This window comes from Neorhizobium sp. R1-B, assembly GCF_004368875.1.
Classification (GTDB): domain Bacteria; phylum Pseudomonadota; class Alphaproteobacteria; order Rhizobiales; family Rhizobiaceae; genus Neorhizobium; species Neorhizobium huautlense.
In genome coordinates, this window is sequence record NZ_SOEM01000003.1 from 410,231 (window position 1) to 429,448 (window position 19,218).

Consider the following 19,218-nt stretch of genomic DNA (forward strand, 5'->3'; position numbering starts at 1 on the left):
ATGGCAGATTACGCACAGATCAAGAAAGAGCTCGAAGGCATTGCGGTGGAGGACAATCCGGCGCTGGTGCGCCAGAAGAGCCGCGATTTCTACTGGTATTCCCCAATCCTGAAAGAGGAACTCGACACCGTCACCGCCGATCTCGTCGTCTCGCCGAAGACCGAGGAAGAGGTCATTCAGGTTCTAAAAGTCGCTTTCGCGCACGGCGTGCCGATCACCCCGCGCGGCGCCGGCACCGGCAATTACGGACAGGCCATGCCGCTCTCCGGCGGTATTGTGCTGAACCTCATCAACATGAACAAGATCAAGGAGATTCATCCCGGCCGCGTCATTGCCGAACCCGGCATCGTGATCGCCGAACTCGACCGCCAGACCAAGGCCCATTCCGGTCAGGAACTGCGCTTCCACCCCTCGACTGCCCAGACGGCGACGATCGGCGGCTTCATCGCCGGCGGTTCGGGCGGTGTCGGCTCGATCCACTGGGGCGGCCTGCGCGACCTCGGCAATATCCTGCGCCTGCGCGTCGTCACCATGGAAGCCGAGCCGCGCGTGCTCGACCTCACCGCATGGGACCTGCAGAAGGTGACCCATGCCTACGGCACCAACGGCATCATCGTCGAGGTGGAGATGCCGCTCGCACCGGCTTATGATTGGGTCGACGTGCTGGTCGGATACGACGACTTCATGGATGCCGTGCGCTTCGGCGATCAAATCGCCCATAAGAACGGCATCCTCGTCAAGGAAATCGCGCCGATCGCCGCGCCGATCCCCTACGACTTCTTCCCGCGCCACAAGCCTTTCATCCGCCATCGCGGCCAGTCGATCTGCGTGCTGATGGTGGCGCCGCATTCCATGGATGCCTTCACTGCCTTTACCGAACGCCAGAAGGGCGAAATCCTCTTCCGTTCCGACAGGGTGGAAAGCATGAAGGGCATCCCGCATGCCTATGAGCTTGCCTGGAACCATACGACGCTCCGCGCGCTGAAGGTCGATCCGAACTTCACCTATCTGCAGGTCCAGTATCCGGGACCCGACCATGTTGCCAAGGTCGAGAAAATGGTGAAGATTTTCGGTGATGAAGTGCCGGGCCACCTGGAATTCATCAAGTTCGACGGTCGCATGCAGTGCTCCGGCCTGCCGCTGGTGCGCTATACGACCAGGAAGCGTCTGGAGGAGATCATCAAGATACATCAGGACAATGGCTGCCCGATCTTTAACCCGCACCGCTATACGCTGGAAGAAGGCGGCATGAAGCAGACGGACGTGGTGCAGCTCGCCTTCAAAAAAGAGACCGATCCGAAGGGCCTGCTCAACCCCGGAAAGATGATCGCCTGGGAGAATCCGGACTTCGATTTTTCGGCGGGCAAGAACTACCTCTTCCCCGGCCTTGCCGTCGCGGGGGGCTGATGAAGGTTCTGCTTCTTCACTCGCATCCGGTCGAATCGAGCTACGGCGCTGCCCTGCATGCCGCAACCCGCGAAAGCCTCCAGAGGGCTGGCCACGATGTGGATGACTGCAATCTCTATGCCGAAAACTTCAATCCGGTCCTCTCGCGCGAAGAGCGGATCGGCTATCACGACGTGCCGGACAATATCGAGCCGGTCCGTTCCTATGTGGAGAGGCTGCAGGCTGCCGAAGCGCTGGTGATCGTCACCCCGATCTGGAACTTCGGCTGGCCTGCCATTCTGAAGGGTTATTTCGACCGCGTCTGGCTGCCGGGCGTAACCTTCGATCTGGCGGACGGCGTGCTCACCCGCAAGCTCACCAATATTCGCAAGGTCGGCGTGGTATTGACCTACGGCGCCACCCGTTGGCGGGCCTTCATGGCCGGCAATCCGCCAAAAAAGATTGCTACGCGCGTGCTCCGGGTCACCACCAATCCGGCTCGCAGGGTGATGTTCCTTGCTCACTACGACATGAACAATTGCACGCCGGAAACCCGAGCCGCATTCCTTGCCAAGGTGAAGCGGGAGATGGAGCGGTTTTAGGGGTTCGGCTGGACGTGGTCGTCCTTGTGGCTTTTGCGGATACGCCTGACCAGCAGCCAGACCGCGATCACTACGATCGGAACCGCAGCGCCGGTCAGCGTTTCCGGGGCGATATGGACCCCGATATTGTGGGCAAACTTCGCGAGATAGCCCACAAGCCCGATCACGTAATAGGAAATGGCGGCAACCGAGAGGCCTTCGACGGTCTGCTGCAGGCGAAGCTGCAGATGGGCGCGCTGGTTCATGGAATCCAGAAGCTTGGTATTGAACTTCTGCAGATCGACGTCGATCCAGCTTCTGAGAAGCGCGGTCGCCCGCGCCAGCTTGCGCGAAAGGTTCGCCTGCCGCTCTTCGACCGACTGGCAGGTCCGCATCGCCGGGGCGAGCCGCCTCTGAAGGAACGAACCGAGCGACTCGTTGCCCGACACCGGCTTTTCAGCCAGCATCGCGACGCGTTCGAGAACGATATTGTAATAAGCCCGGCTCGCGCCGAACCGGTAGAGGCTGAGCGCCGCATTGGCTTCAAGCTCGGCCGCCAGCCGGGTGATCTCCGCAAGCATCGCGTCGGCCTCCTGCCGGGCATGCTGCTTCATGCGTTGCGTCACGGCCGTAAGGCCGGTTTCGATCCGGCGGATCTCGGGCGACAGGGTCAGCGCAAGGGGCAATCCCATCATAGCCAATGTCCGATAGGTCTCGATGTCGAGAATGCGCTGGACCAGGGCGCCACGACCGCCGTCGGTCATTCCGTTGTCAAGGATGAGAAATTTGGTAAGCCCGTCGCCGTCTTGACGGAAATCGGTCACGACGGTTGCCTGGCCATCGGCGACGATGCTTCGACAGAGGCTGGTCGGATCGAAACTGGCGATCACCTGGCTGAGGTCTTCGTTCGCCGGCCGAATCTCGATCCGGACACCGGAAATGAACGGACCTGGGGCCTTGAAGCTGGCGCCAAACGGGTTGACCGGAACGTCTCCGCCGAACAGGACAGGGGCCGGCGCGTCCCAGAAATAGGTGGAAAATTCGGTATGTTTTTCCCAGCGCAGCGTGCCGTTGCCCCAGTTCATCGTGTGATGGCTGGTGTCTGCGGCCGGTGGCGCCACCCCCTGCCCCAGCGACATATCCGCCAGGATCGCCCGATCGGCTTCAAAGTTCGCTTCCGTCAGGAAGGCGAGCTGGAAGATCACCCGCGGAAGCGAGACGAGAGTATAGGGACGCGAATGGACTTCTCCGAGCGCACGCGCTCGAATGTCGGCGGCTGGAAACGAAAAGCTGCGTCTCGTCATGCACCCTCTCCCCCGATGAGCGCTGCTGGCAAACTAGCTATTATCAAATGCCAGCCATAGCACGAAGCGACCGTTTGACGCAGACAGACGAAGAGAGAGGGGGGTACCGAATGGATTAGCGTGTGTCGGAGACCCATGAAGCGTCGCGAGGTTCATGCTTGCCATCGGATGGATCTGCCTTCAGAAAACGGGGGATCGGATTTTTCGGCTGGAGGGGCAAGATGAGCAACATGTATTCCTTGAAAGATCGCATCCTGCGCCCTCTTCTCCCGCGCGATCCCGACGAACATCATCGCGCTGCGACGCCGCTGGAACTGCTTTTCGATCTGGTGTCGGTCATCGCGATTGCATCCGCCGCCGCGGGGCTGCACCATGCAATTTCGGAAAACCACGCAGGCCAGGGTATCGTCATCTACCTGATCGCGTTCTTTTGCATTTGGTGGGCCTGGATGAACTTCACCTGGTTCTCGTCCGCCTACGACAACGACGATGTCGTCTACCGGCTCTTGACGATGATCCTGATGGGCGGATCACTGACCATGGCGGCCGGCATCCAGTTCCTGTTTACCGCAGTACCGGATCTGACCATGGTGGTTTTCGGCTACATCGTCATGCGTCTCGCCATGGTGGTGCTCTGGCTGCGCGCTGCCTACCATGATCCCGCCCACCGCAGGACCAATGTCGCTTATGCCGTGGGAATCTTCCTCGTGCAGATCTACTGGCTGATCTTCCTCGGGACACAGCTGTTGTCGACCGGGTTCGGATACGCCCTCTGGGCCCTCGGCGCCCTGCTAGAACTCGCGGTTCCCGCCATTGCTGAACCGCTGACCAAGAACACGCCCTGGCACCGCCATCACATCATGGAACGTTACGGGCTCCTGAACATCATCGTGCTCGGCGAAACCCTGCTTGCCGGCTCCATCGCGCTCCGCCAGTTCACAGGCGAGTTCAATCTGATGCTGGTGCACACCGCGCTTTCGGCACTGGTTATCGTCTTTGCGCTCTGGTGGGCCTATTTCGCCCGGCAGGAACACCTCGGCAGCCACAGGCTGAGTCGCGCGCTGCAATGGGGTTATGGGCATTTCTTCATTTTCACCTCCGGTGCAGCAGTGGGTGCTGGCTTTGCCGTGCTGGTCGACGTCATCACCCACCATGCCGAGGTTCCGCTTATCGTCGGCGATTACGCGGTGGGGATTCCGGTCGCGATATATTTCGCAAGCCTCTGGTTCGTGCGTGACCGCTTTGCCTGCAACGGCGCGGCGCGTTATGCGCTCCTCGTTTTCGGTCTGCTGGGCCTGATTGCACCCGCGGTCGGGCTTGGAATCGGCGGGATCGCGGCGGCCGCGGTGTTCGGGGTCATCGCCCGCAACTGGCTCGCCACCCGGTCGGTTCCGATGCCCGCAGCGGCTCACTAAACTTTTCTTTAAATTTTACCGGTTATTAATCTCTCAGAACCGAGTGATTAAGCGATGCGTATTGCGTTTTTCATCGCCCTCATGGCCCTGTCCCTGACCGCCTGCGCCTCCGCGCCGAGCCGGGTTACCGATGCCTGCGCGGTTTTTGAACAGCGCGACGGGTTCTTCAACAATTGGGCCCGCGATGCCAAAAAGGCCGAACGCGAGTTCGGCGTCCCCGTGCCGATCCTGATGGCGACGATCTATGTGGAATCCGGCTTCAGGGCTAATGCCCGCCCGCCGCGTACCAAACTGCTCGGCTTCATTCCCTGGAAGCGTCAGTCCACGGCATATGGCTACGCCCAGGCATTGGATGGCACCTGGCTCACTTACAAGAAGGACACCGGCCGCTGGAGCGCCAGCCGCTCCGACTTCGGCGACGCCATCCATTTTGTCGGCTGGTACCACAACCAGAGCCATGTGAAGAACGGCATCCCGTTGAACGACAGCTACAACCTCTACCTCGCCTATTATTCCGGCCAGGCGGGATACGAGCGCGGCCAGTTCTCGTCAGGAACCCGGCAGGCAGCGCAGAAGTCCGCCGGCATGGCCGCCAAGTATGAAGCGCAACTGAGGCGCTGCGGCTACTAAAACACCTTCGCGGCCGTGACTTCCACCTCGACGAGGAATTCCGCGCGTGTAAATCCGCCGACGATGAGAAGCGTCGAGACCGGCTTGGGGTCGAGCGTGTAGCGGTCGCGCACCGCCATGTAAGCGGGAAAATCCTCGCGGCTGGTGACGAAGCCCGAGATGCGGATCACATCCGCATAGGTCATGCCCGCCTCCTCCAGGATCGCGCCGATCGCCTGGAAACAAAGCTCCGCCTGCCGCGTGACATCAGGCGGGATCCTATCCTCCGGTGATATTCCGAGCTGGCCGGAGGTGACGAGCAGGCTGGCACCGGGCGGCACCAGCAGGCCGTGATTATAAGCGCCGAAAGGCCTGCGGACGGCCGGTGGGTTGAAAACGCGCTTCATGGCAACAACCTCTTTCTCTTTCAGGCATATCTGGAATCGACAGCAGTAGACCGGCATTCGGGCCTGTGTTCAAGGCGTGGATATCCGATGATTCCGATTGTCACCAACCGCGCCCTCTTGCCTCGGGACGGTTTCTCCCTATCCTCCGGATATGGAAAGGGGGATCCATCCATGCCGCGAGCTATCGACCAATGGTGGCGTTATCCGGGCTACGCCTTCCGAGTCTTCGGAAGCGAAAAATCCTTCCGCAAAAACCCTGTGATCGGCAATCCGCGTTTCAACGAAATGGGCCTCCATCGGGAACGCGTGCGTCTTGCCGCCGGGATGGCCGCCTATCGCCGGCGACTGCTCGGCGTCTCGGTAAGTGCCGCAGAACGGGAAGCATTCCAGAGGGACGGCTTTGTGATCCGCGAGAATGCCCTGCCGGCAGACGTGTTCCAGCGGATACGCGACTACCTCAAAAATGAGCCTCTGCCGGCTCGCGAGATGCGCCAGGGGCAGACCGTCACGCGGATGACCCCGATCAACCGGAATGCGCTGGGAAAACTGCCGGATCTGGCGCGGTTCAGCAATGATCCCTCGATTGCAGGCCTCATCCGCTATGTCGGAGGTATCGGCGGCGATCCCGTGTATTTCATCCAGACCGTGATTGCAGAACCCGCAATCCAGGAAGCCGATCCCCAGACCGCCCTGCATGCCGATACCTTCCATTCAAGTTCCAAGGCTTGGCTTTTTCTCGATGATGTCGGACCGGACGACGGCCCCTTCGTCTTCGTCCCCGGTAGCCACAGGCTGACCGAAAAGCGGCTGGAATGGGAATACCGGCAGAGCCTTGTGGCGAGCGCGGACGGACGCACACACCATGCCGAAGGATCGTTCCGCATCACGCCCGAAGAATTGTCGACGCTTGGCGATTTTACCCCACGCAAGGTCGTGGTTTCCGCAAACACCCTCGTGGTGGCCGATACCTACGCATTCCATTCACGGGCTGTCAGCCATCGGCATACGGTTCGGGTGGAGTTGCATGCCTATCATCGCGGCAATCCGTTCGCGCCTCTTCCTCTCTCGGCGACCGCGCTGGTTCCGGGCCTGCGCGACCGTCGGCTGGATATCTTCCTCGCGCTGTCGGACAGAAAAGCCAAACGGGACGGCAGGATTCCGACCTGGAGGGATGTTGGAGCCTGCACCGCCTATTCCGAACCGCATATCTGATCCCTGAGGCCAGTGGTCGCCGGTTTCACGCGCCGTAGCCGACGATGCCCTTGATCTCGAGGAAGTCGTGGATGCCCCAATCGGCATATTCGCGGCCATTGCCGGACTGCTTGTAGCCGCCGAAGGGCGCGAACAGGTCCCAGTCCGGATAATTGATGAACACCGAACCGGCCCGCAGCCGCGCGGCCACCTTGCGGGCATTGCCGATATCTCCGGACTGCACATAGGCCGCCAGCCCGTAAGGCGTGTCGTTGGCGATCTCCACCGCCTGCTCTTCGTCTTCATAGGAGAGGATAGAAAGGACCGGCCCGAAGATTTCTTCTCGCGCGATCGTCATGTCGTTGGTGACATGGCCAAACACGGTCGGGCGGATATAATAGCCTCGGTTGAGGCCCTCCGGCCGGCCCGGTCCGCCGGTGACCAGCGTTGCACCTTCTTTGATGCCAGCCTCGATCAACCGCTGGATCTTGTCGTATTGCGTCTGGCTGACCACCGGGCCGAGATCGATACCATCCCCACGCGGATCGCCGGTCTTCAGCTTTTCGGCTGCGGCCTTCGCGATATCCAGAGCTTCGTCATGGCGCTTTGCCGGCACCAGCATCCGCGTCGGAGCATCGCAGGACTGGCCGGAATTGCCGAAACAGGCTGTAACGCCATCTGCAACGGCTTTCTCAAACTCGGCATCGGGAAGGATGATATTGGGCGACTTGCCGCCGAGTTCCTGGGCCACGCGCTTCACGGTGTCGGCCGCAGTCTTGGCGACGATGATGCCGGCCCGCGTCGAGCCGGTGAAGGAAACCATATCGACATCAGGATGGCCGGCCATAACCTGGCCGACATCGGGCCCGGTTCCGTTGACGAGGTTGAAGACGCCCTTCGGCGTGCCCGCCGCCTCCATAACTTCCGCAAAGATGATGCCGCTGATCGGCGCGATCTCGGAAGGCTTCAGCACCATGGTGCAGCCGGCGGCGATCGCCGGGCCGACCTTGCAGGCGATCTGGTTGAGCGGCCAGTTCCACGGTGTGATCAGCGCGCAGACGCCGATCGGCTCCTTGACGATCATCGTTGAGCCGCGCGCCTCGGTGAACTCGTAGTTTTCGAGCGCCTCGATCGTGGCGGCGAGATGCCCTTTGCCGGCCGCGGCCTGCGCATCACGGGCAAAGGCGAGCGGAGCCCCCATCTCCTGGGAGACCGCTCGCGCGATGTCTTCGTATCGCTTTTCATACTCGGCCAGGATGCGTTTCAGGAGCGCCAGCCGCTCCGCCTTGGACCATTGCGAAAAAGCAGGAAATGCCGCCTTGGCCGCCGCAACCGCCTTGTCCACATCGGCCTTCGAGCCTAAAGCGACCTGAGTATAGGCCTCTTCCGTCGACGGATCGACGACATCGAGCGCGACGGGAATATCCGGAGTTATCCAGATTCCGTTGATGAAGAATTTCAGATGGTTGCTCATGGAAGCTCTCCGGATCGGGGCGGATATGGAAGAGCACTATCGGCGATGAATTTTTGCCCCGCAAGGCCGCAGAGCGACATCGGCATTTCCCGGATCTTCCGAACCCTATCAAGCGGGCTTGAAGCGTCTCCGATACTTCTCGTCATACCGCTAATACTTCGGCAACAATACGAATTCATTGAGATTTAAACTGCGCCTGTTACAGATCAAGACAGTTTTCAGCGATGTCACGAGGGCCTATGCGACGCAGTCTTCTTCAAATTGCCTTGGCAGGGCTACTCGCTCTGTCGGCACCGAATGTGGGTGCAGAAACCCTGGAGGACGACCTCAAGGGCCTGACGGAGGAACAGATCGGCGATACGGTCGAGTTCGCCTTCGGCAACGCGCTGTTCTTCCTCTTCCACGAGGCCGGTCACATGCTGGTCTCCGAATTCGACCTGCCGGTCCTTGGCCGCGAGGAGGATGCGGTGGATACGCTCTCCACCCTCCTGCTTCTGGAGGCGGATGCAGACGTCTTCGAGACAGCTCTCATCGATTCCGTCGACGGATGGACATTGTCTGCCGAAGCGAGCGAAGCGGCGGAACATGAGCAAATTCTCTGGGACGCGCACGGTCTCGACCGCCAACGCGCTTTCAATATGGTCTGCCTGATGGTCGGCAAGGATGCCGAGAAATTCACCGAATCCGCAGACGATCTCGAACTGCCGGCCGGCCGTCGGCAGGAATGCGTGGGTGAATACCAGAAGGCCCATGCAAGCTGGTTCGGTGTGCTGAAGCCGCATCTGCAGACCGGCGACCAGAAGAGCAAGTTCACGATCACCTACCAGCCCGCGAAGAACAACGACCTCAAGGACTACGCGGACCTGGTGAAGGAGGCTCAGGTTCTCGAGATCCTGCAGGAACTGGTCTCCGGCCTCTACAAGCTTGACGACGGCATCAAGCTGACGGCAGCCGAATGCGGCGAACCAAACGCCTATTGGTCGCCGAGCGAGCGCGAAGTGACCTATTGCTACGAACTGATGCAGTGGCACGCGCAGGCAATCGCCCGGTATTTCAGGGAAAATGCCGAGGGCGGCGAAGAAGAAATCGGCGAGGCAAAGCCGGGGCTGAAATTTGTGTTCGGCAAGGCCAAGGGTCGCCAGTAGAGGTAACGCAATACGAAGACCCGGTTTGCGCCCTCGCAGGCAGCAAACCGGGCAATCTTTTTTGGCGTTCAGGCTCCGTAGGGAGCGAAGAACTTCTTGGCAGCTTCGATCTCGTTCGGCCGAATCTCATGGCCGCCGACATGCCATTCGAGTGTCACCTTGTCCCCCTGCCGCTTGAAATAATCGGCAAGCTCGACGCCTTGCGGCACCGGGCAGATCGGGTCGTTCTGGCCGGCGGTGATCAGCACATGCGCCGTCTCCTTGATCTTCCGGTCCTTTGGCTGGAACGGGATCAGCGGATGCATCAGAACGCCGGCATCGAAGAGGCCGGGTTTTTCGATCATGATATTTGCGAGGATATTCGCGCCATTCGAAAATCCGAGCCCCAGAACGGTGGATGACTCGTATCGGTCGCGGTTGGCAACCACGAATTCGCTCATCCGCTCGGTCGCCCGGGCAAGATCCTCGCAATCATAGACGCCTTCCGCCTTGCGCCGGAAGAAGCGCGCCGCGCCGTGTTCGGAAATATCACCGCGCGGCGAGATGACCGTGGCGTTGGGAAGCAGCCTTCCGCCGAAATCGAAGAACTGGTTTTCGTCGCCACCGGTGCCATGAAAGACGAACAGGATCGGTGATCCCGGGGCACCGGGCCTCGCCCGGTGCACATAGCTGTCGTAACTCATTTCAATCTCCTGATCCTGAACCCACTAAGCCAGCGGTTCCAGGTGCTGTTCGAGTGCGCTTCTCAGATGCGCATGCTGCGCAGGCAGCTTCAGCGCTTCGCCGAGATGTGCGGTGTCCTCGTCGCGGTCGAAGCCCGGCTCATTGGTGGCGATTTCGAACAACACGCCACCCGGGGTGCGGAAATAGATCGCCCAGAAGTAGTCGCGGTCGATGACCGGGGTGACCTGATAGCCGGTATCCATCAGTGCTTTACGGACCTCGAGCTGCCTTTCGCGGTTCTCAACCGCAAAGGCGATGTGATGAACCGAACCGGCACCAAGCCGCGCACCGCTGATGTTCGGCATGGTTTCGACATCGATGAAATCGGCACCGTTGCCGCCCGGCATTCCGAAGCGGGTCACGCCGTCCCTGGCATCAACCTGTTCGTACCCCATGAACTTCAGGAGCTCGGCGGTCGCACCTTCGTCATGCAGACGCATCGAAGCCGAATGGAAGCCGCGGATGGCCTCAGCCTCGCCGACGCCGTTGCCGGTCCAGGGAGCACGCGGGTCGTCCCTGACTTCGACCAGCGCGAACCCGTCACCATCGGGACCGGCGAAATGCAGCCGGTTGTCGCCAAAGGCATTGTCCGTCTTGATCCCTTCGGCGCCGGCCTTTGTCAGCCGATCGGTCCAGTAACCGAACGAGCCTTCCGGAACGGAGAAGAGCGTGGTGCCCACTTCGCCGGTGCCGGGACGACCGCGGGCGATATGCGGGAACGGGAAGTATGTCATGACAGAGCCGGGCGTGCCGACCTCGTCGCCGTAATAGAGATGGTAGACGTCAGGCGCGTCGAAATTGACGGTCTTCTTGACCCGGCGCAGGCCGAGCGTGTCGGTGAAGAACTTGTTGTTGGTGCTGGCGCTCGCAGCCATCGACGTGACGTGATGGAGGCCCTTGATCTGGTCGAGCATTGTAAACCCCTTTCTGGACCGCCTCGGCGATCCGTTGTTCTGGGGCAATATTTGGTTCATCGAACGGGGATTGGATAGATGAACGTGTCAGAACGCATTGTTCACCATCCGTAGACGGAAGATGATCAATTGTTCACAGAAGGCGGTGATGGCAACTGCCAGTCGATCGGCTCCTTGCCGCGCGACGTGAGGAAATCATTGGCCTTCGAAAAATGCCGGCAGCCGAAAAAGCCGTTATGGGCCGAGAGCGGCGACGGATGGGGAGCCTTCAGAACGAGATGTTTCCTCGTATCCACAAAGGCGGCCTTTTTCTGCGCATAGGAGCCCCAGAGCATGAAGACCGCGCCATCGCACTCCTCGTTGACGGCGCGGATGACAGCATCGGTAAAACGTTCCCAGCCTCGGCCTTGATGTGCGGCCGCCCTGCCCTCTTCCACCGTCAGCACGCTGTTCAACAGCAGCACGCCCTGGTTAGCCCAGTGCTCGAGAAAGCCGTGATTGACCGGAGGAATGCCGAGATCCGCCTGGATTTCCTTGTAGATATTAACGAGCGAAGGGGGAATGCGAACGCCGGGGCGGACGCTGAAGCACAGCCCGTGCGCCTGACCAAAGCCGTGATAGGGATCCTGGCCGAGAATGACGACTTTCACCTTGTCGAGGGGCGTCAGATCCAGCGCGCGGAAATACTCGCCGCCTTTCGGGAAGATGCGCTTGCCGGCCTCCTTCTCGGCGAGGAGAAACCGCCTCAGTTCGCTCATGTACGGATTGGAGAACTCCGGGCCGAGTACCCGTTTCCAGCTTTCCTCGATCCTGACCTCGCCCTCCGCCATATCCGTCCTCAAATGACCAGATGGTTCGAGCGCGAATGCCAGTCCCAGGCGGAGCGGATGATGTCGTTCAGGCTGAATTTCGGTTCCCAGCCGAGCACCGCCCGCGCCTTGTCGTTATTGGCGACCAAGGACGTGGAATCGCCTTCGCGGCGTCCGACATATTCCACCGGGAAGGGCTTGCCGGAAACCTCGGAGATCGCTGCCAGCAGCTCCTTGACGGTCGTTCCGGTGCCCGTGCCGAGGTTCAGCTCCACGGTCTCGCCGCCGGCCAGCAAATAATCCACCGCCCGCACATGCGCGTCCGCCAGATCGAGCACGTGGATATAGTCGCGTACACAGGTACCGTCGCGGGTATCGTAATCATCCCCGAAGACCTTGAAGCCCTGGCGGCGGCCGAGCGCCGCCTCGATCGCCAGCGGTATGGCATGCGTTTCCGGCGTGTGCCACTCGCCGATCCGGCCTTCGAAATCGGCGCCGGCGGCGTTGAAATAGCGCAACATCACCGACTTCAAGCCCTTGTACTGACCATAATCCTTGAGCGCCTGCTCGATGATGAATTTGGTGCGGCCATAGGGGTTGATCGGAGCCTGCTTATGCGTCTCGTCCATCGGCACGCGGTCCGGCAGACCATAGGTGGCGCAGGTGGAAGAGAAGACGAAGGCCTTCACACCGGCATCCATGGCGGCAGACATCAGGGTCAATGCGCCGATGACGTTGTTGTCGTAGAACCCGACGGGATTCTTGACCGATTCGCCCACCTCGATCAGCGCCGCAAAATGCAGGACCGCATCCGGTTTGTGCTTGGCGAAGACCTCATCGAGCCGGGCGCGATCACGAATATCGCCCTGTTCCAATTCGCCCCAGCGGACGAATTCCGCATGGCCATTTGACAGATTATCGAAGACTACGGGTTCATACCCCTTCTCCGCCAGCACCAGACACGTATGCGAACCGATATAGCCGGCTCCACCGACGACGAGCACCTTCTTCTTCGACATCATGTCCCTCTCGGTTGTTGAAGTCGGCGGCACTATAACCGGCGCTGCCCAAATGGGAAGGGTGAACCCGAGCTTCGATATTGGATGACGCGCGCTTTGAACTTATCTATCCTACTCAGGATTTTTAAAGGCTCTTCATGCGTTTTCTCTTTCTCAGTCTCGGTTGGCTGTTCGTGGCGCTCGGCATCGTTGGCGCATTCCTGCCGGTGCTGCCCACGACGCCCTTCCTGCTGCTTGCCGTCGCCTGTTTCGCCCGCTCGTCGCCGCGGCTTGAGGCATGGATGCTCGACCATCCGAAATTCGGGCCGTCTCTTAGAGACTGGCGGGAAAGGGGCGCCATTCCAACAAAGGCCAAGATCGCCGCCGTGGTGATGATGAGCGCCAGCTACGCGATCTTCTGGTTCGGCACCTCGCCGCCCCTGTCTCGGGCGGCTTTCGTCGCAGCACTGATGATCGCGCCGGCGATCTTCGTGGTCACCCGGCCGAACGCGTAAGTCAGCGATGCCGCGATTGCGGGAGGACGTAGGGAATATCGGCAGCAGGCAGACGTCCAACAGCGCCGACAATCCCGTAGACACTCGCAATGAGCCCGTCACTCACCGTTTCCGGGCAAGGTCCTTCCGCGACAACTCGGCCGTGGTTCAGGACCACCAGATGGTCGGCGAATTCGGCCGCGAGGTTGAGGTCGTGCAGGATGGCGAGCACGATGCCGCCCGCGGCCGCGAAATCGCGGGCGGTTTCCAATACGGAAATCTGATGGCCGAGATCGAGGCTGGCGGTCGGCTCGTCGAGAAAGAGCGCACGCGGCACGCCATCGGCGACCGGCTGCGGCACCTGGGCGAGAGCGCGGGCAAACTGGACGCGCTGCTGCTCTCCGCCCGACAGCGAGGGATAGGGCCGGTTTTCGAAACCCCGCAATCCTACCCGAGAAAGCGCCTGGCGGGCCTGTTCCGTCGGGTTGAGCGCGCCCTGCGCAACCGCCCCCATGCGGGCGATCTCCAGCGCGGTGAAGGGGAAGGCAAGCTGTGTCGCCTGCGGCAGGACGGCCCGGCGTTTGGCAAGATCGCCCGGCTGGCAGAGATCCAACCTCGTCCCGTAGTAGGAGACGACACCCGTATCGGGTCTCATCTCGCCGGAAAGCACCCTCATCAGCGTCGATTTGCCTGCACCGTTCGGCCCGATCACGACCGTGAACCGACCCGGATCCAGATCGATTCCGACATTGTCGAGCAGCTTACGGCCGGACCGAGCGACGGTGATATGTTCGGCGGAGATCATGGCATGTCCCGCATGTTGATGCCGTTCCTGCCAAGCAGCAGCAAGAGAAAGACCGGTGCGCCGAACAGCGCCGTTATGACGCCGATCGGCAATTCCGCCGGTGCGGCAACGGTTCGCGCCACACTATCGGCAATCAGAAGCAAGGCTGCGCCGCCGATCGCCGAACCCGGCAGCAGGAAACGGTGCGATGGCCCCATGGTCAGCCGCAGGAGATGCGGCACGACGATGCCGACGAAACCGATCGAGCCGGCGACAGCGACGGTCGAGCCGCAGGCTGCGGCAACCGCCACGATGACGATCCGTTTCAGCCGCTGCACCGGGATGCCCATGTGGAAGGCGGCTGCATCCCCAAGCACAAGGGCATCCAAGCCGCGCGCCACGAAGGGGATGATGACCAGCACGGCGGCGATAAAAGGGAGGATAGAAAATACCCGCCCGAAGGTGGCGCCGCCGAGCGAGCCAAGGCTCCAGAAGGTGATGTCGCGAAGCTGCCGGTCGTCGGCCATGACGATCATGAGGCCCATGATGGCGGCAGAAAGCGCGCCGATCGCGATCCCGGAAAGGATCAGCGCCGTCGTGGAGGTTCGGCCGTCGCGGGTGGCGATGAGATAGAGCATCCAGGTGTTGAAGAGCCCGCCGAAAAAGGCCATCAGCGGCAGGAACTGGTTTCCGAGGAGCATGGAGATCGGCGCCAGCAGCGTATTGCCAAGCACGATTGCCGCGACAGCCGCGAGACCCGCGCCAGAGGTGACGCCGACGATACCGGGATCGGCGAGAGGATTGCGGAAGAGCCCCTGCATCATGGCGCCGGAGACGGCGAGCCCCGCCCCCACCAGAAGTCCAAGCGCCGTACGCGGCAGGCGAACCGCTTCGAGGATCACTCTGTCCTGCGTCGAGAGGCTGTCCCCGTTGCCGGTCGCATAAACCCAGAGATCCCGCAGGCCGACGCCGGTCGGCCCCACCCCGAGCGAAATCGCGCAGGCGACCACGAGCAGCGTCCCAAGCAGGATCAGGACCAGAACGGCCTGCCTTGTCCGGTCGCCATCGGGCGACACGCTAAAGGGCATCGCCAGCGCCTTCGCCATCAGTTGATCGCTCCTGGATAGATCCGGGCGGCAAGCGTGCGGACTGCTTCGGGCGTGCGTGGTCCGAAGCCCAGGAGAAGAAGGCCGTCCATGGAGATCAGAGCCTTGTTGGCGGCAGCGGGCGTCGTCTGCATGGAGGGAATGGCGAAGACCTGTTCCGGCGTCAATTCATGATTGCCGCGCGACATGGAGAGGATGACGTCCGGCTGAGCGCCGATCACAGCCTCGTCGGCGAGCGACTTGTAGCCGTTAATCGTCGGGGCGGCATTGATACCGCCGGCCATCTCGATGACAGCTCCGGCTTCCGTATCTGCTCCACCGGCCATCACCCGGTTGTTGGACAGCGACAACACGAAGAGAACCTTCTTTTTCGGACCGGGGATTTTCGCAACGTCTGCTGCCAGCGCCTTGAGGTCTGCCTCGGTTTTCGCCGCAAGCGTCTCAGCCTTTTCCGCAAGTCCGACGGCAGCGCCCACATCGCGGATCTTCCGGCCGATCTTGTCGGCCTTGGCCGGCGTCGCAATCACGACCATCGACACCTCGCTGGCCTTCAGGATTTCCAGAACCGGCGGTGGCCCGGACCCCTCTTCCATCAGGATCAGGTCCGGCTTCTGGCCGAGAATCCCTTCCGCCGAAAGCTGCCGCATATAGCCGACATCCGGCTTGGCGTTTGCCGCGTCGGGATAGAAACTGGTGGAATCCCGTGCCACGATGCGGTCTTCTGCGCCAAGCGCGTAAAGGATTTCCGTGATGGTACCGCCGATCGAAACGATGCGGCTGGCTTCGGGATTGCCCTTGTCAGCTGCCATCGTGGCACCAGCGACGCAAGTCGCCGCTAAAAGAACGGCTGCGAACAGCCTGCCGGAAGTGAAGTAAGACCCCATGATATCCGCCCCTTTCTTGCCCAAACCGAGGCGCAATACGCCTCTGCCCGCATGCCGCACGGCAATAACTTGAGTTGACTACGCAAGTTTTTTCGGCTTTTCAAGAGCGCCGGCCGCAGATATCTTGAGCCGAAAGTGAAACTTATTGTGAGGGATGATCCATGTATATCGCGATGAACCGCTTCCGCGTCGTGCCGGGTTACGAAGAGGCTTTCGAAGCCATTTGGCGGACGCGCCAGGGGCGTCTGGCGGAACTGCCGGGCTACATCGAATTCCACATGCTGAAAGGGCCAAAGGCCGAGGATCACACCCTCTATGCGTCTCACACCGTCTGGGAGAGCTTCGAGCATTTTCAGGCCTGGACGAAATCGGAGCAGTTCCGCGCAGCGCACGCCAAGGCCGGTGAGAATCGCGGCAAGGTCGAATATCTCTCCGGACCTCATTTCGAAGGTTTCGAGGTGATCATTCATGAAGACCGCAACGGCGTTCGCGCCGATGCTGCCTGAGGTCAGCGCATGAACGCCCTTTCCGATATCAAGCCGGACCGTCGCGAACGAGCCCTCGCCGCCCTTGCAGAAAAGCCCGATGGCGTCGTCGAGGCGATCGCGGCAAACGCGGAGGTTACCCCGGCCGAAATCCTGGAGATCCTCCCGAAAGGTGCCGCCGTCATCGCGGCCAAGGAACACTTTCTCGACATCTGGTCCGAAATGACCGGCTGGGGAGAAGTCCTCTTTATCGTCCATACTGACGATATCGTATTGGAGGCGGAGGGCAGCCTACCCGTCGGTTCCGAGGGTCATGGCTGGTTCAACATTCACGGCGACAGCCCGATCGGCGGTCATATCAAGAAGGACAATTGCGCCTCGGTGACCTTCGTCGACCGAGCCTTCCATGGCCGCCGCTCGTGTTCGGTGTGGTTCATGAACCAGGAAGGTTCGGCCATGTTCAAGGTTTTCGTCCGCCGCGACGAGAACCGCGAACTGATTATCGAGCAGCTTCAGAAGTTCGAGGCGCTGCGCGACCGCTACAACGCCTGAGATTGAGGCGTGGCCCGTTATTTTTGCCCGAGCCGGAAATCTGCGGAACGACTCGTGCGTTCCGCCGTTAGCGGCATATGGCAACAAAAACCGAATGGACCGGAGGATGCCTCTGCGGAAAGCGGCGTTACCGCTTTCGAATCCCTCCTTCCTCCGCCGGCTTCTGTCATTGTACCATGTGCCGCCGCGCCACTGGCGGACCCTTCGCCTTCCTCGTGCGTGTCGAGGAAGGCGATCTTGAATGGCGCGGCGAGCCGCCTTCGGTCTATCGCTCCTCACCGATTGCGCAGCGAGGGTTCTGTCCGGACTGCGGCAGCCCACTTTTCCTGAAATATGATGATGATGGCCGCTTTCGGGTGACGGGGGGCACGCTGGATAATCCGGAAACGATCGTTCCCGGTTATCATTACGGCATCGAAAGCCGCCTGCCCTGGATGGACTGCGGCAAGGGACTTCCGGAAGAAAAGACGAAGGAAAACATTTGAGGCGCCTCAAAGCGCCGGTACCCATTTCCAGAAGACGCCTTCCATCCTCTCGGGATAATATTTGAACTCGCACTCGAACCGCCTGCCATACGCTTCGGCAGCCTTCAACGCCTGCTCGCTTACCGGTTTCATGCCGGTGCCCGGCGCGAACCAGTCCTCCATGAGGTCGTCGGGGACGTAGACTCCGATCCGAAGCGGCAAAGCCGTCAATGTTGCATCCAGTTCTTCAGGCGGCATGATCTTCCTCCTCTCAAGCTATTTTGAGCGTGGTTCCTGCAAACGGTCGCCGGCGCCGATTTTGTGCCCGGCGTGCTTGGCGAGCACAGCCTCCAGCAGCGTTCGGGCCGCGTTGCGGACTTCCTCCTGGACGGCCTTGTCCCTGTCGAGCGCCTCGTGGCTTGTGGCGTAAGGCTCGAAGTAGCCGATATAGCGGTCAAATTCCGCCAAAGGGCCGGCGGGCACAAGGTGCATGAAGCGCAACCAGTCGGAAAGGCTGCGGCGTGTATTTTCTGCACCCTCCACATCTCCGTGACTGATGACGGAATAGAGCCGTTCCTCCAGATGCCGCGGATAATGCCAGCCGCGCATCTCGATCTCCTTGGCTTCCTTGGCGTGTTTGCCGTGGGTGGTGGTGGGATCGGGATTTCCTCCGTCGGCACAGACCAGCCGGTCCATCATCAGCTTCACGGGCGACGAGACCTGATACCAGTTGACCGGCGTGATGATCATTATGCCGTGCGCCTCAACCCATAGGGGATAGATTTCATTCATCCAGTCATGGACCTGCCCTAGCGAATAGTTCGGGTAACATGAACACGGCCAATGACAGAGCGCGGCCGCGGTCGAAAAGCACGCCTTGCAAGGATGAATGTGTCGGCCGTATTCCGACGTCAGACGGCTGAGATCCAGGACTTCGACCGATACATGAGACGCCTGCCGCAGCACGTCTTCGGCAATCTTGATCAGCCGATAGGTTTTCGAGATCTCTCCCGGGCAGGTGTGTTCGGTTCGCGACGATCCGCTGATCAGGAGAAAACGCCTGGGACCGGCCGCCTCGTCATGCCGGGCCTGCGCCGCCTGGATTTCTTCCCGTGCCGCCAGCCAGTCGGTGGCAAGGTCATAGTCCGGATCTGCGAAATCCGGCCCGGCTTTACGTGTCTTCGGGCTCTTTCGGGAGTGGAGATAGGCGTCCCAGGCAGCCTCCGCGATACGGCCCAACTCCACCGACAGCGGAACATAGGCTCTGTCCTGGAACTGGTCCAGAAAGCGCCGCTTGAACTCGGCTTCGTCGAGGCGAGGACTCGGGCTGCCCTTGCGCGGTTCGAGATCATGCTCTGGAGTCAGGCTGGTCGGATTGGAAACCATAAAATCATCCCGGAAATCGGGATAGGGGGGAGCCTATTGGCTCCGCCCCTCCCACACCACCCGGCATGCGGGTCCGCACCGGGCGGTTGGAGCAGTTGAGGTCGTCA

22 protein-coding genes are annotated in these 19,218 nt (G+C 60.9%); 10 read left to right on the forward strand and 12 right to left on the reverse strand.

The genetic code is table 11. The annotated features are described in order from the left end of the window. Together EDE05_RS06985 and EDE05_RS06990 are read left to right on the forward strand one after the other, a co-directional pair. Window positions 1-1,407 carry an FAD-binding oxidoreductase gene (locus tag EDE05_RS06985; protein ID WP_105373018.1) on the forward strand — a complete coding sequence of 469 codons (1,407 nt, stop codon included), beginning with the start codon at window positions 1-3 and terminating at the stop codon, window positions 1,405-1,407. Further along, entirely contained in the window at window positions 1,407-1,988 is a 582-nt protein-coding gene (locus EDE05_RS06990; RefSeq protein ID WP_105373019.1) for an NAD(P)H-dependent oxidoreductase, read from the forward strand. The genes EDE05_RS06985 and EDE05_RS06990 overlap by 1 nt, the downstream gene beginning before the upstream one ends. Here EDE05_RS06990 and EDE05_RS06995 read toward each other — a convergent pair. Continuing rightward, on the reverse strand, window positions 1,985-3,271 hold the full coding sequence (locus tag EDE05_RS06995) for a DUF3422 family protein (protein WP_105373020.1): 1,287 nt from the start codon (window positions 3,269-3,271) through the stop codon (window positions 1,985-1,987). The genes EDE05_RS06990 and EDE05_RS06995 overlap by 4 nt on opposite strands. A 221-nt stretch (window positions 3,272-3,492) precedes the next feature. Here EDE05_RS06995 and EDE05_RS07000 point away from each other — a divergent pair, with 221 nt between their 5' ends. Then, window positions 3,493-4,686: a low temperature requirement protein A gene (locus tag EDE05_RS07000; protein ID WP_105373021.1), complete on the forward strand. Its 1,194-nt coding sequence runs from the start codon at window positions 3,493-3,495 to the stop codon at window positions 4,684-4,686. An 81-nt stretch (window positions 4,687-4,767) separates the two neighbouring features. Beyond that, window positions 4,768-5,316, forward strand: coding sequence for a hypothetical protein (locus EDE05_RS07005; protein WP_245422931.1), 549 nt, complete (start codon window positions 4,768-4,770; stop codon window positions 5,314-5,316). Here the strand turns inward: EDE05_RS07005 and EDE05_RS07010 are convergent. Continuing rightward, complete coding sequence (locus tag EDE05_RS07010) at window positions 5,313-5,702, reverse strand: RidA family protein (RefSeq protein ID WP_105373023.1); 390 nt, start codon at window positions 5,700-5,702, stop codon at window positions 5,313-5,315. The genes EDE05_RS07005 and EDE05_RS07010 overlap by 4 nt on opposite strands. Window positions 5,703-5,873: 171 nt before the next feature. On the opposite strand from EDE05_RS07010, the gene EDE05_RS07015 reads away from it, so the two are divergent. Next, entirely contained in the window at window positions 5,874-6,914 is a 1,041-nt protein-coding gene (locus tag EDE05_RS07015) for a phytanoyl-CoA dioxygenase family protein (RefSeq protein ID WP_165924115.1), read from the forward strand. Window positions 6,915-6,939: 25 nt separating this feature from the next. Here the strand turns inward: EDE05_RS07015 and EDE05_RS07020 are convergent, their stop codons facing one another. Next, on the reverse strand, window positions 6,940-8,367 hold the full coding sequence (locus EDE05_RS07020; RefSeq protein WP_105373025.1) for an aldehyde dehydrogenase family protein: 1,428 nt from the start codon (window positions 8,365-8,367) through the stop codon (window positions 6,940-6,942). A gap of 239 nt (window positions 8,368-8,606) precedes the next feature. Here EDE05_RS07020 and EDE05_RS07025 point away from each other — a divergent pair, with 239 nt between their 5' ends. After that, window positions 8,607-9,512, forward strand: coding sequence for a DUF4344 domain-containing metallopeptidase (locus tag EDE05_RS07025; RefSeq protein WP_165924116.1), 906 nt, complete (start codon window positions 8,607-8,609; stop codon window positions 9,510-9,512). Window positions 9,513-9,580: 68 nt separating this feature from the next. Here the strand turns inward: EDE05_RS07025 and EDE05_RS07030 are convergent, their stop codons facing one another. From EDE05_RS07030 to galE, 4 genes are all read right to left on the reverse strand, one after another. Next, on the reverse strand, window positions 9,581-10,195 hold the full coding sequence (locus EDE05_RS07030) for an alpha/beta hydrolase (protein WP_105373027.1): 615 nt from the start codon (window positions 10,193-10,195) through the stop codon (window positions 9,581-9,583). 24 nt (window positions 10,196-10,219) lie between these two features. Further along, a complete protein-coding gene (locus EDE05_RS07035) occupies window positions 10,220-11,149 on the reverse strand; it encodes a VOC family protein (RefSeq protein WP_105373028.1) in 930 nt (309 codons plus the stop codon). A 125-nt stretch (window positions 11,150-11,274) separates the two neighbouring features. Next, complete coding sequence (gene ung / locus EDE05_RS07040; RefSeq protein WP_132409291.1) at window positions 11,275-11,979, reverse strand: uracil-DNA glycosylase; 705 nt, start codon at window positions 11,977-11,979, stop codon at window positions 11,275-11,277. 8 nt (window positions 11,980-11,987) lie between these two features. Further along, window positions 11,988-12,977, reverse strand: a complete 990-nt coding sequence (gene galE, locus EDE05_RS07045) for a UDP-glucose 4-epimerase GalE (RefSeq protein ID WP_105373074.1) — start codon at window positions 12,975-12,977, stop codon at window positions 11,988-11,990. Window positions 12,978-13,114: 137 nt separating this feature from the next. Here galE and EDE05_RS07050 point away from each other — a divergent pair, with 137 nt between their 5' ends. Then, a complete protein-coding gene (locus EDE05_RS07050; protein WP_105373030.1) occupies window positions 13,115-13,471 on the forward strand; it encodes a YbaN family protein in 357 nt (118 codons plus the stop codon). A 1-nt stretch (window position 13,472) separates the two neighbouring features. Here EDE05_RS07050 and EDE05_RS07055 read toward each other — a convergent pair whose 3' ends face one another. Genes EDE05_RS07055 through EDE05_RS07065 form a run of 3 tightly spaced genes read right to left on the reverse strand, consistent with a single transcriptional unit; the run spans window position 13,473 to window position 16,149 of the window. Further along, the gene (locus EDE05_RS07055) at window positions 13,473-14,255 is read right to left on the reverse strand and encodes a heme ABC transporter ATP-binding protein (protein WP_105373031.1); all 783 of its coding nucleotides are present in this window, start codon (window positions 14,253-14,255) and stop codon (window positions 13,473-13,475) included. Further along, window positions 14,252-15,340, reverse strand: coding sequence for an iron ABC transporter permease (locus tag EDE05_RS07060; RefSeq protein WP_105373032.1), 1,089 nt, complete (start codon window positions 15,338-15,340; stop codon window positions 14,252-14,254). Before EDE05_RS07060 ends, EDE05_RS07055 begins: the two co-directional genes overlap by 4 nt. Next, a complete protein-coding gene (locus tag EDE05_RS07065; protein ID WP_245422928.1) occupies window positions 15,340-16,149 on the reverse strand; it encodes an ABC transporter substrate-binding protein in 810 nt (269 codons plus the stop codon). The genes EDE05_RS07060 and EDE05_RS07065 overlap by 1 nt, the downstream gene beginning before the upstream one ends. A 236-nt stretch (window positions 16,150-16,385) precedes the next feature. On the opposite strand from EDE05_RS07065, the gene EDE05_RS07070 reads away from it, so the two are divergent. The 3 genes from EDE05_RS07070 (at window position 16,386) to EDE05_RS07080 (ending at window position 17,746) form a co-directional block, all read left to right on the forward strand. Further along, on the forward strand, window positions 16,386-16,730 hold the full coding sequence (locus tag EDE05_RS07070; protein ID WP_105373033.1) for an antibiotic biosynthesis monooxygenase: 345 nt from the start codon (window positions 16,386-16,388) through the stop codon (window positions 16,728-16,730). Between the two features lie 9 nt (window positions 16,731-16,739). Next, complete coding sequence (gene hutX / locus EDE05_RS07075; RefSeq protein WP_105373034.1) at window positions 16,740-17,261, forward strand: heme utilization cystosolic carrier protein HutX; 522 nt, start codon at window positions 16,740-16,742, stop codon at window positions 17,259-17,261. 77 nt (window positions 17,262-17,338) lie between these two features. Continuing rightward, a complete protein-coding gene (locus tag EDE05_RS07080; RefSeq protein WP_105373035.1) occupies window positions 17,339-17,746 on the forward strand; it encodes a GFA family protein in 408 nt (135 codons plus the stop codon). A gap of 6 nt (window positions 17,747-17,752) precedes the next feature. Here the strand turns inward: EDE05_RS07080 and EDE05_RS07085 are convergent, their stop codons facing one another. Together EDE05_RS07085 and EDE05_RS07090 are read right to left on the reverse strand one after the other, a co-directional pair. After that, window positions 17,753-17,983, reverse strand: coding sequence for a hypothetical protein (locus EDE05_RS07085; RefSeq protein ID WP_105373036.1), 231 nt, complete (start codon window positions 17,981-17,983; stop codon window positions 17,753-17,755). 18 nt (window positions 17,984-18,001) lie between these two features. Continuing rightward, window positions 18,002-19,111, reverse strand: coding sequence for a flavodoxin family protein (locus tag EDE05_RS07090; RefSeq protein WP_134100599.1), 1,110 nt, complete (start codon window positions 19,109-19,111; stop codon window positions 18,002-18,004). Window positions 19,112-19,218 lie beyond the last annotated feature (107 nt).

Coding starts and splice junctions, on each gene's coding strand:
- EDE05_RS07050 (WP_105373030.1), top strand. CDS start 13,115: ATGCGTTTTCTCTTTCTCAGTCTCGGTTGGCTGTTCGTGGCGCTCGGC.
- EDE05_RS07010 (WP_105373023.1), bottom strand. CDS start 5,702: ATGAAGCGCGTTTTCAACCCACCGGCCGTCCGCAGGCCTTTCGGCGCT.
- EDE05_RS07055 (WP_105373031.1), bottom strand. CDS start 14,255: ATGATCTCCGCCGAACATATCACCGTCGCTCGGTCCGGCCGTAAGCTG.
- EDE05_RS07005 (WP_245422931.1), top strand. CDS start 4,768: ATGGCCCTGTCCCTGACCGCCTGCGCCTCCGCGCCGAGCCGGGTTACC.
- EDE05_RS07030 (WP_105373027.1), bottom strand. CDS start 10,195: ATGAGTTACGACAGCTATGTGCACCGGGCGAGGCCCGGTGCCCCGGGA.
- EDE05_RS07025 (WP_165924116.1), top strand. CDS start 8,607: ATGCGACGCAGTCTTCTTCAAATTGCCTTGGCAGGGCTACTCGCTCTG.
- EDE05_RS07080 (WP_105373035.1), top strand. CDS start 17,339: ATGGCAACAAAAACCGAATGGACCGGAGGATGCCTCTGCGGAAAGCGG.
- EDE05_RS07060 (WP_105373032.1), bottom strand. CDS start 15,340: ATGGCGAAGGCGCTGGCGATGCCCTTTAGCGTGTCGCCCGATGGCGAC.
- EDE05_RS07070 (WP_105373033.1), top strand. CDS start 16,386: ATGTATATCGCGATGAACCGCTTCCGCGTCGTGCCGGGTTACGAAGAG.
- EDE05_RS07085 (WP_105373036.1), bottom strand. CDS start 17,983: ATGCCGCCTGAAGAACTGGATGCAACATTGACGGCTTTGCCGCTTCGG.
- EDE05_RS07065 (WP_245422928.1), bottom strand. CDS start 16,149: ATGGCAGCTGACAAGGGCAATCCCGAAGCCAGCCGCATCGTTTCGATC.
- ung (WP_132409291.1), bottom strand. CDS start 11,979: ATGGCGGAGGGCGAGGTCAGGATCGAGGAAAGCTGGAAACGGGTACTC.
- EDE05_RS06985 (WP_105373018.1), top strand. CDS start 1: ATGGCAGATTACGCACAGATCAAGAAAGAGCTCGAAGGCATTGCGGTG.
- EDE05_RS07090 (WP_134100599.1), bottom strand. CDS start 19,111: ATGGTTTCCAATCCGACCAGCCTGACTCCAGAGCATGATCTCGAACCG.
- EDE05_RS07000 (WP_105373021.1), top strand. CDS start 3,493: ATGAGCAACATGTATTCCTTGAAAGATCGCATCCTGCGCCCTCTTCTC.
- hutX (WP_105373034.1), top strand. CDS start 16,740: ATGAACGCCCTTTCCGATATCAAGCCGGACCGTCGCGAACGAGCCCTC.
- EDE05_RS06990 (WP_105373019.1), top strand. CDS start 1,407: ATGAAGGTTCTGCTTCTTCACTCGCATCCGGTCGAATCGAGCTACGGC.
- EDE05_RS07015 (WP_165924115.1), top strand. CDS start 5,874: ATGCCGCGAGCTATCGACCAATGGTGGCGTTATCCGGGCTACGCCTTC.
- EDE05_RS07020 (WP_105373025.1), bottom strand. CDS start 8,367: ATGAGCAACCATCTGAAATTCTTCATCAACGGAATCTGGATAACTCCG.
- EDE05_RS06995 (WP_105373020.1), bottom strand. CDS start 3,271: ATGACGAGACGCAGCTTTTCGTTTCCAGCCGCCGACATTCGAGCGCGT.
- galE (WP_105373074.1), bottom strand. CDS start 12,977: ATGTCGAAGAAGAAGGTGCTCGTCGTCGGTGGAGCCGGCTATATCGGT.
- EDE05_RS07035 (WP_105373028.1), bottom strand. CDS start 11,149: ATGCTCGACCAGATCAAGGGCCTCCATCACGTCACGTCGATGGCTGCG.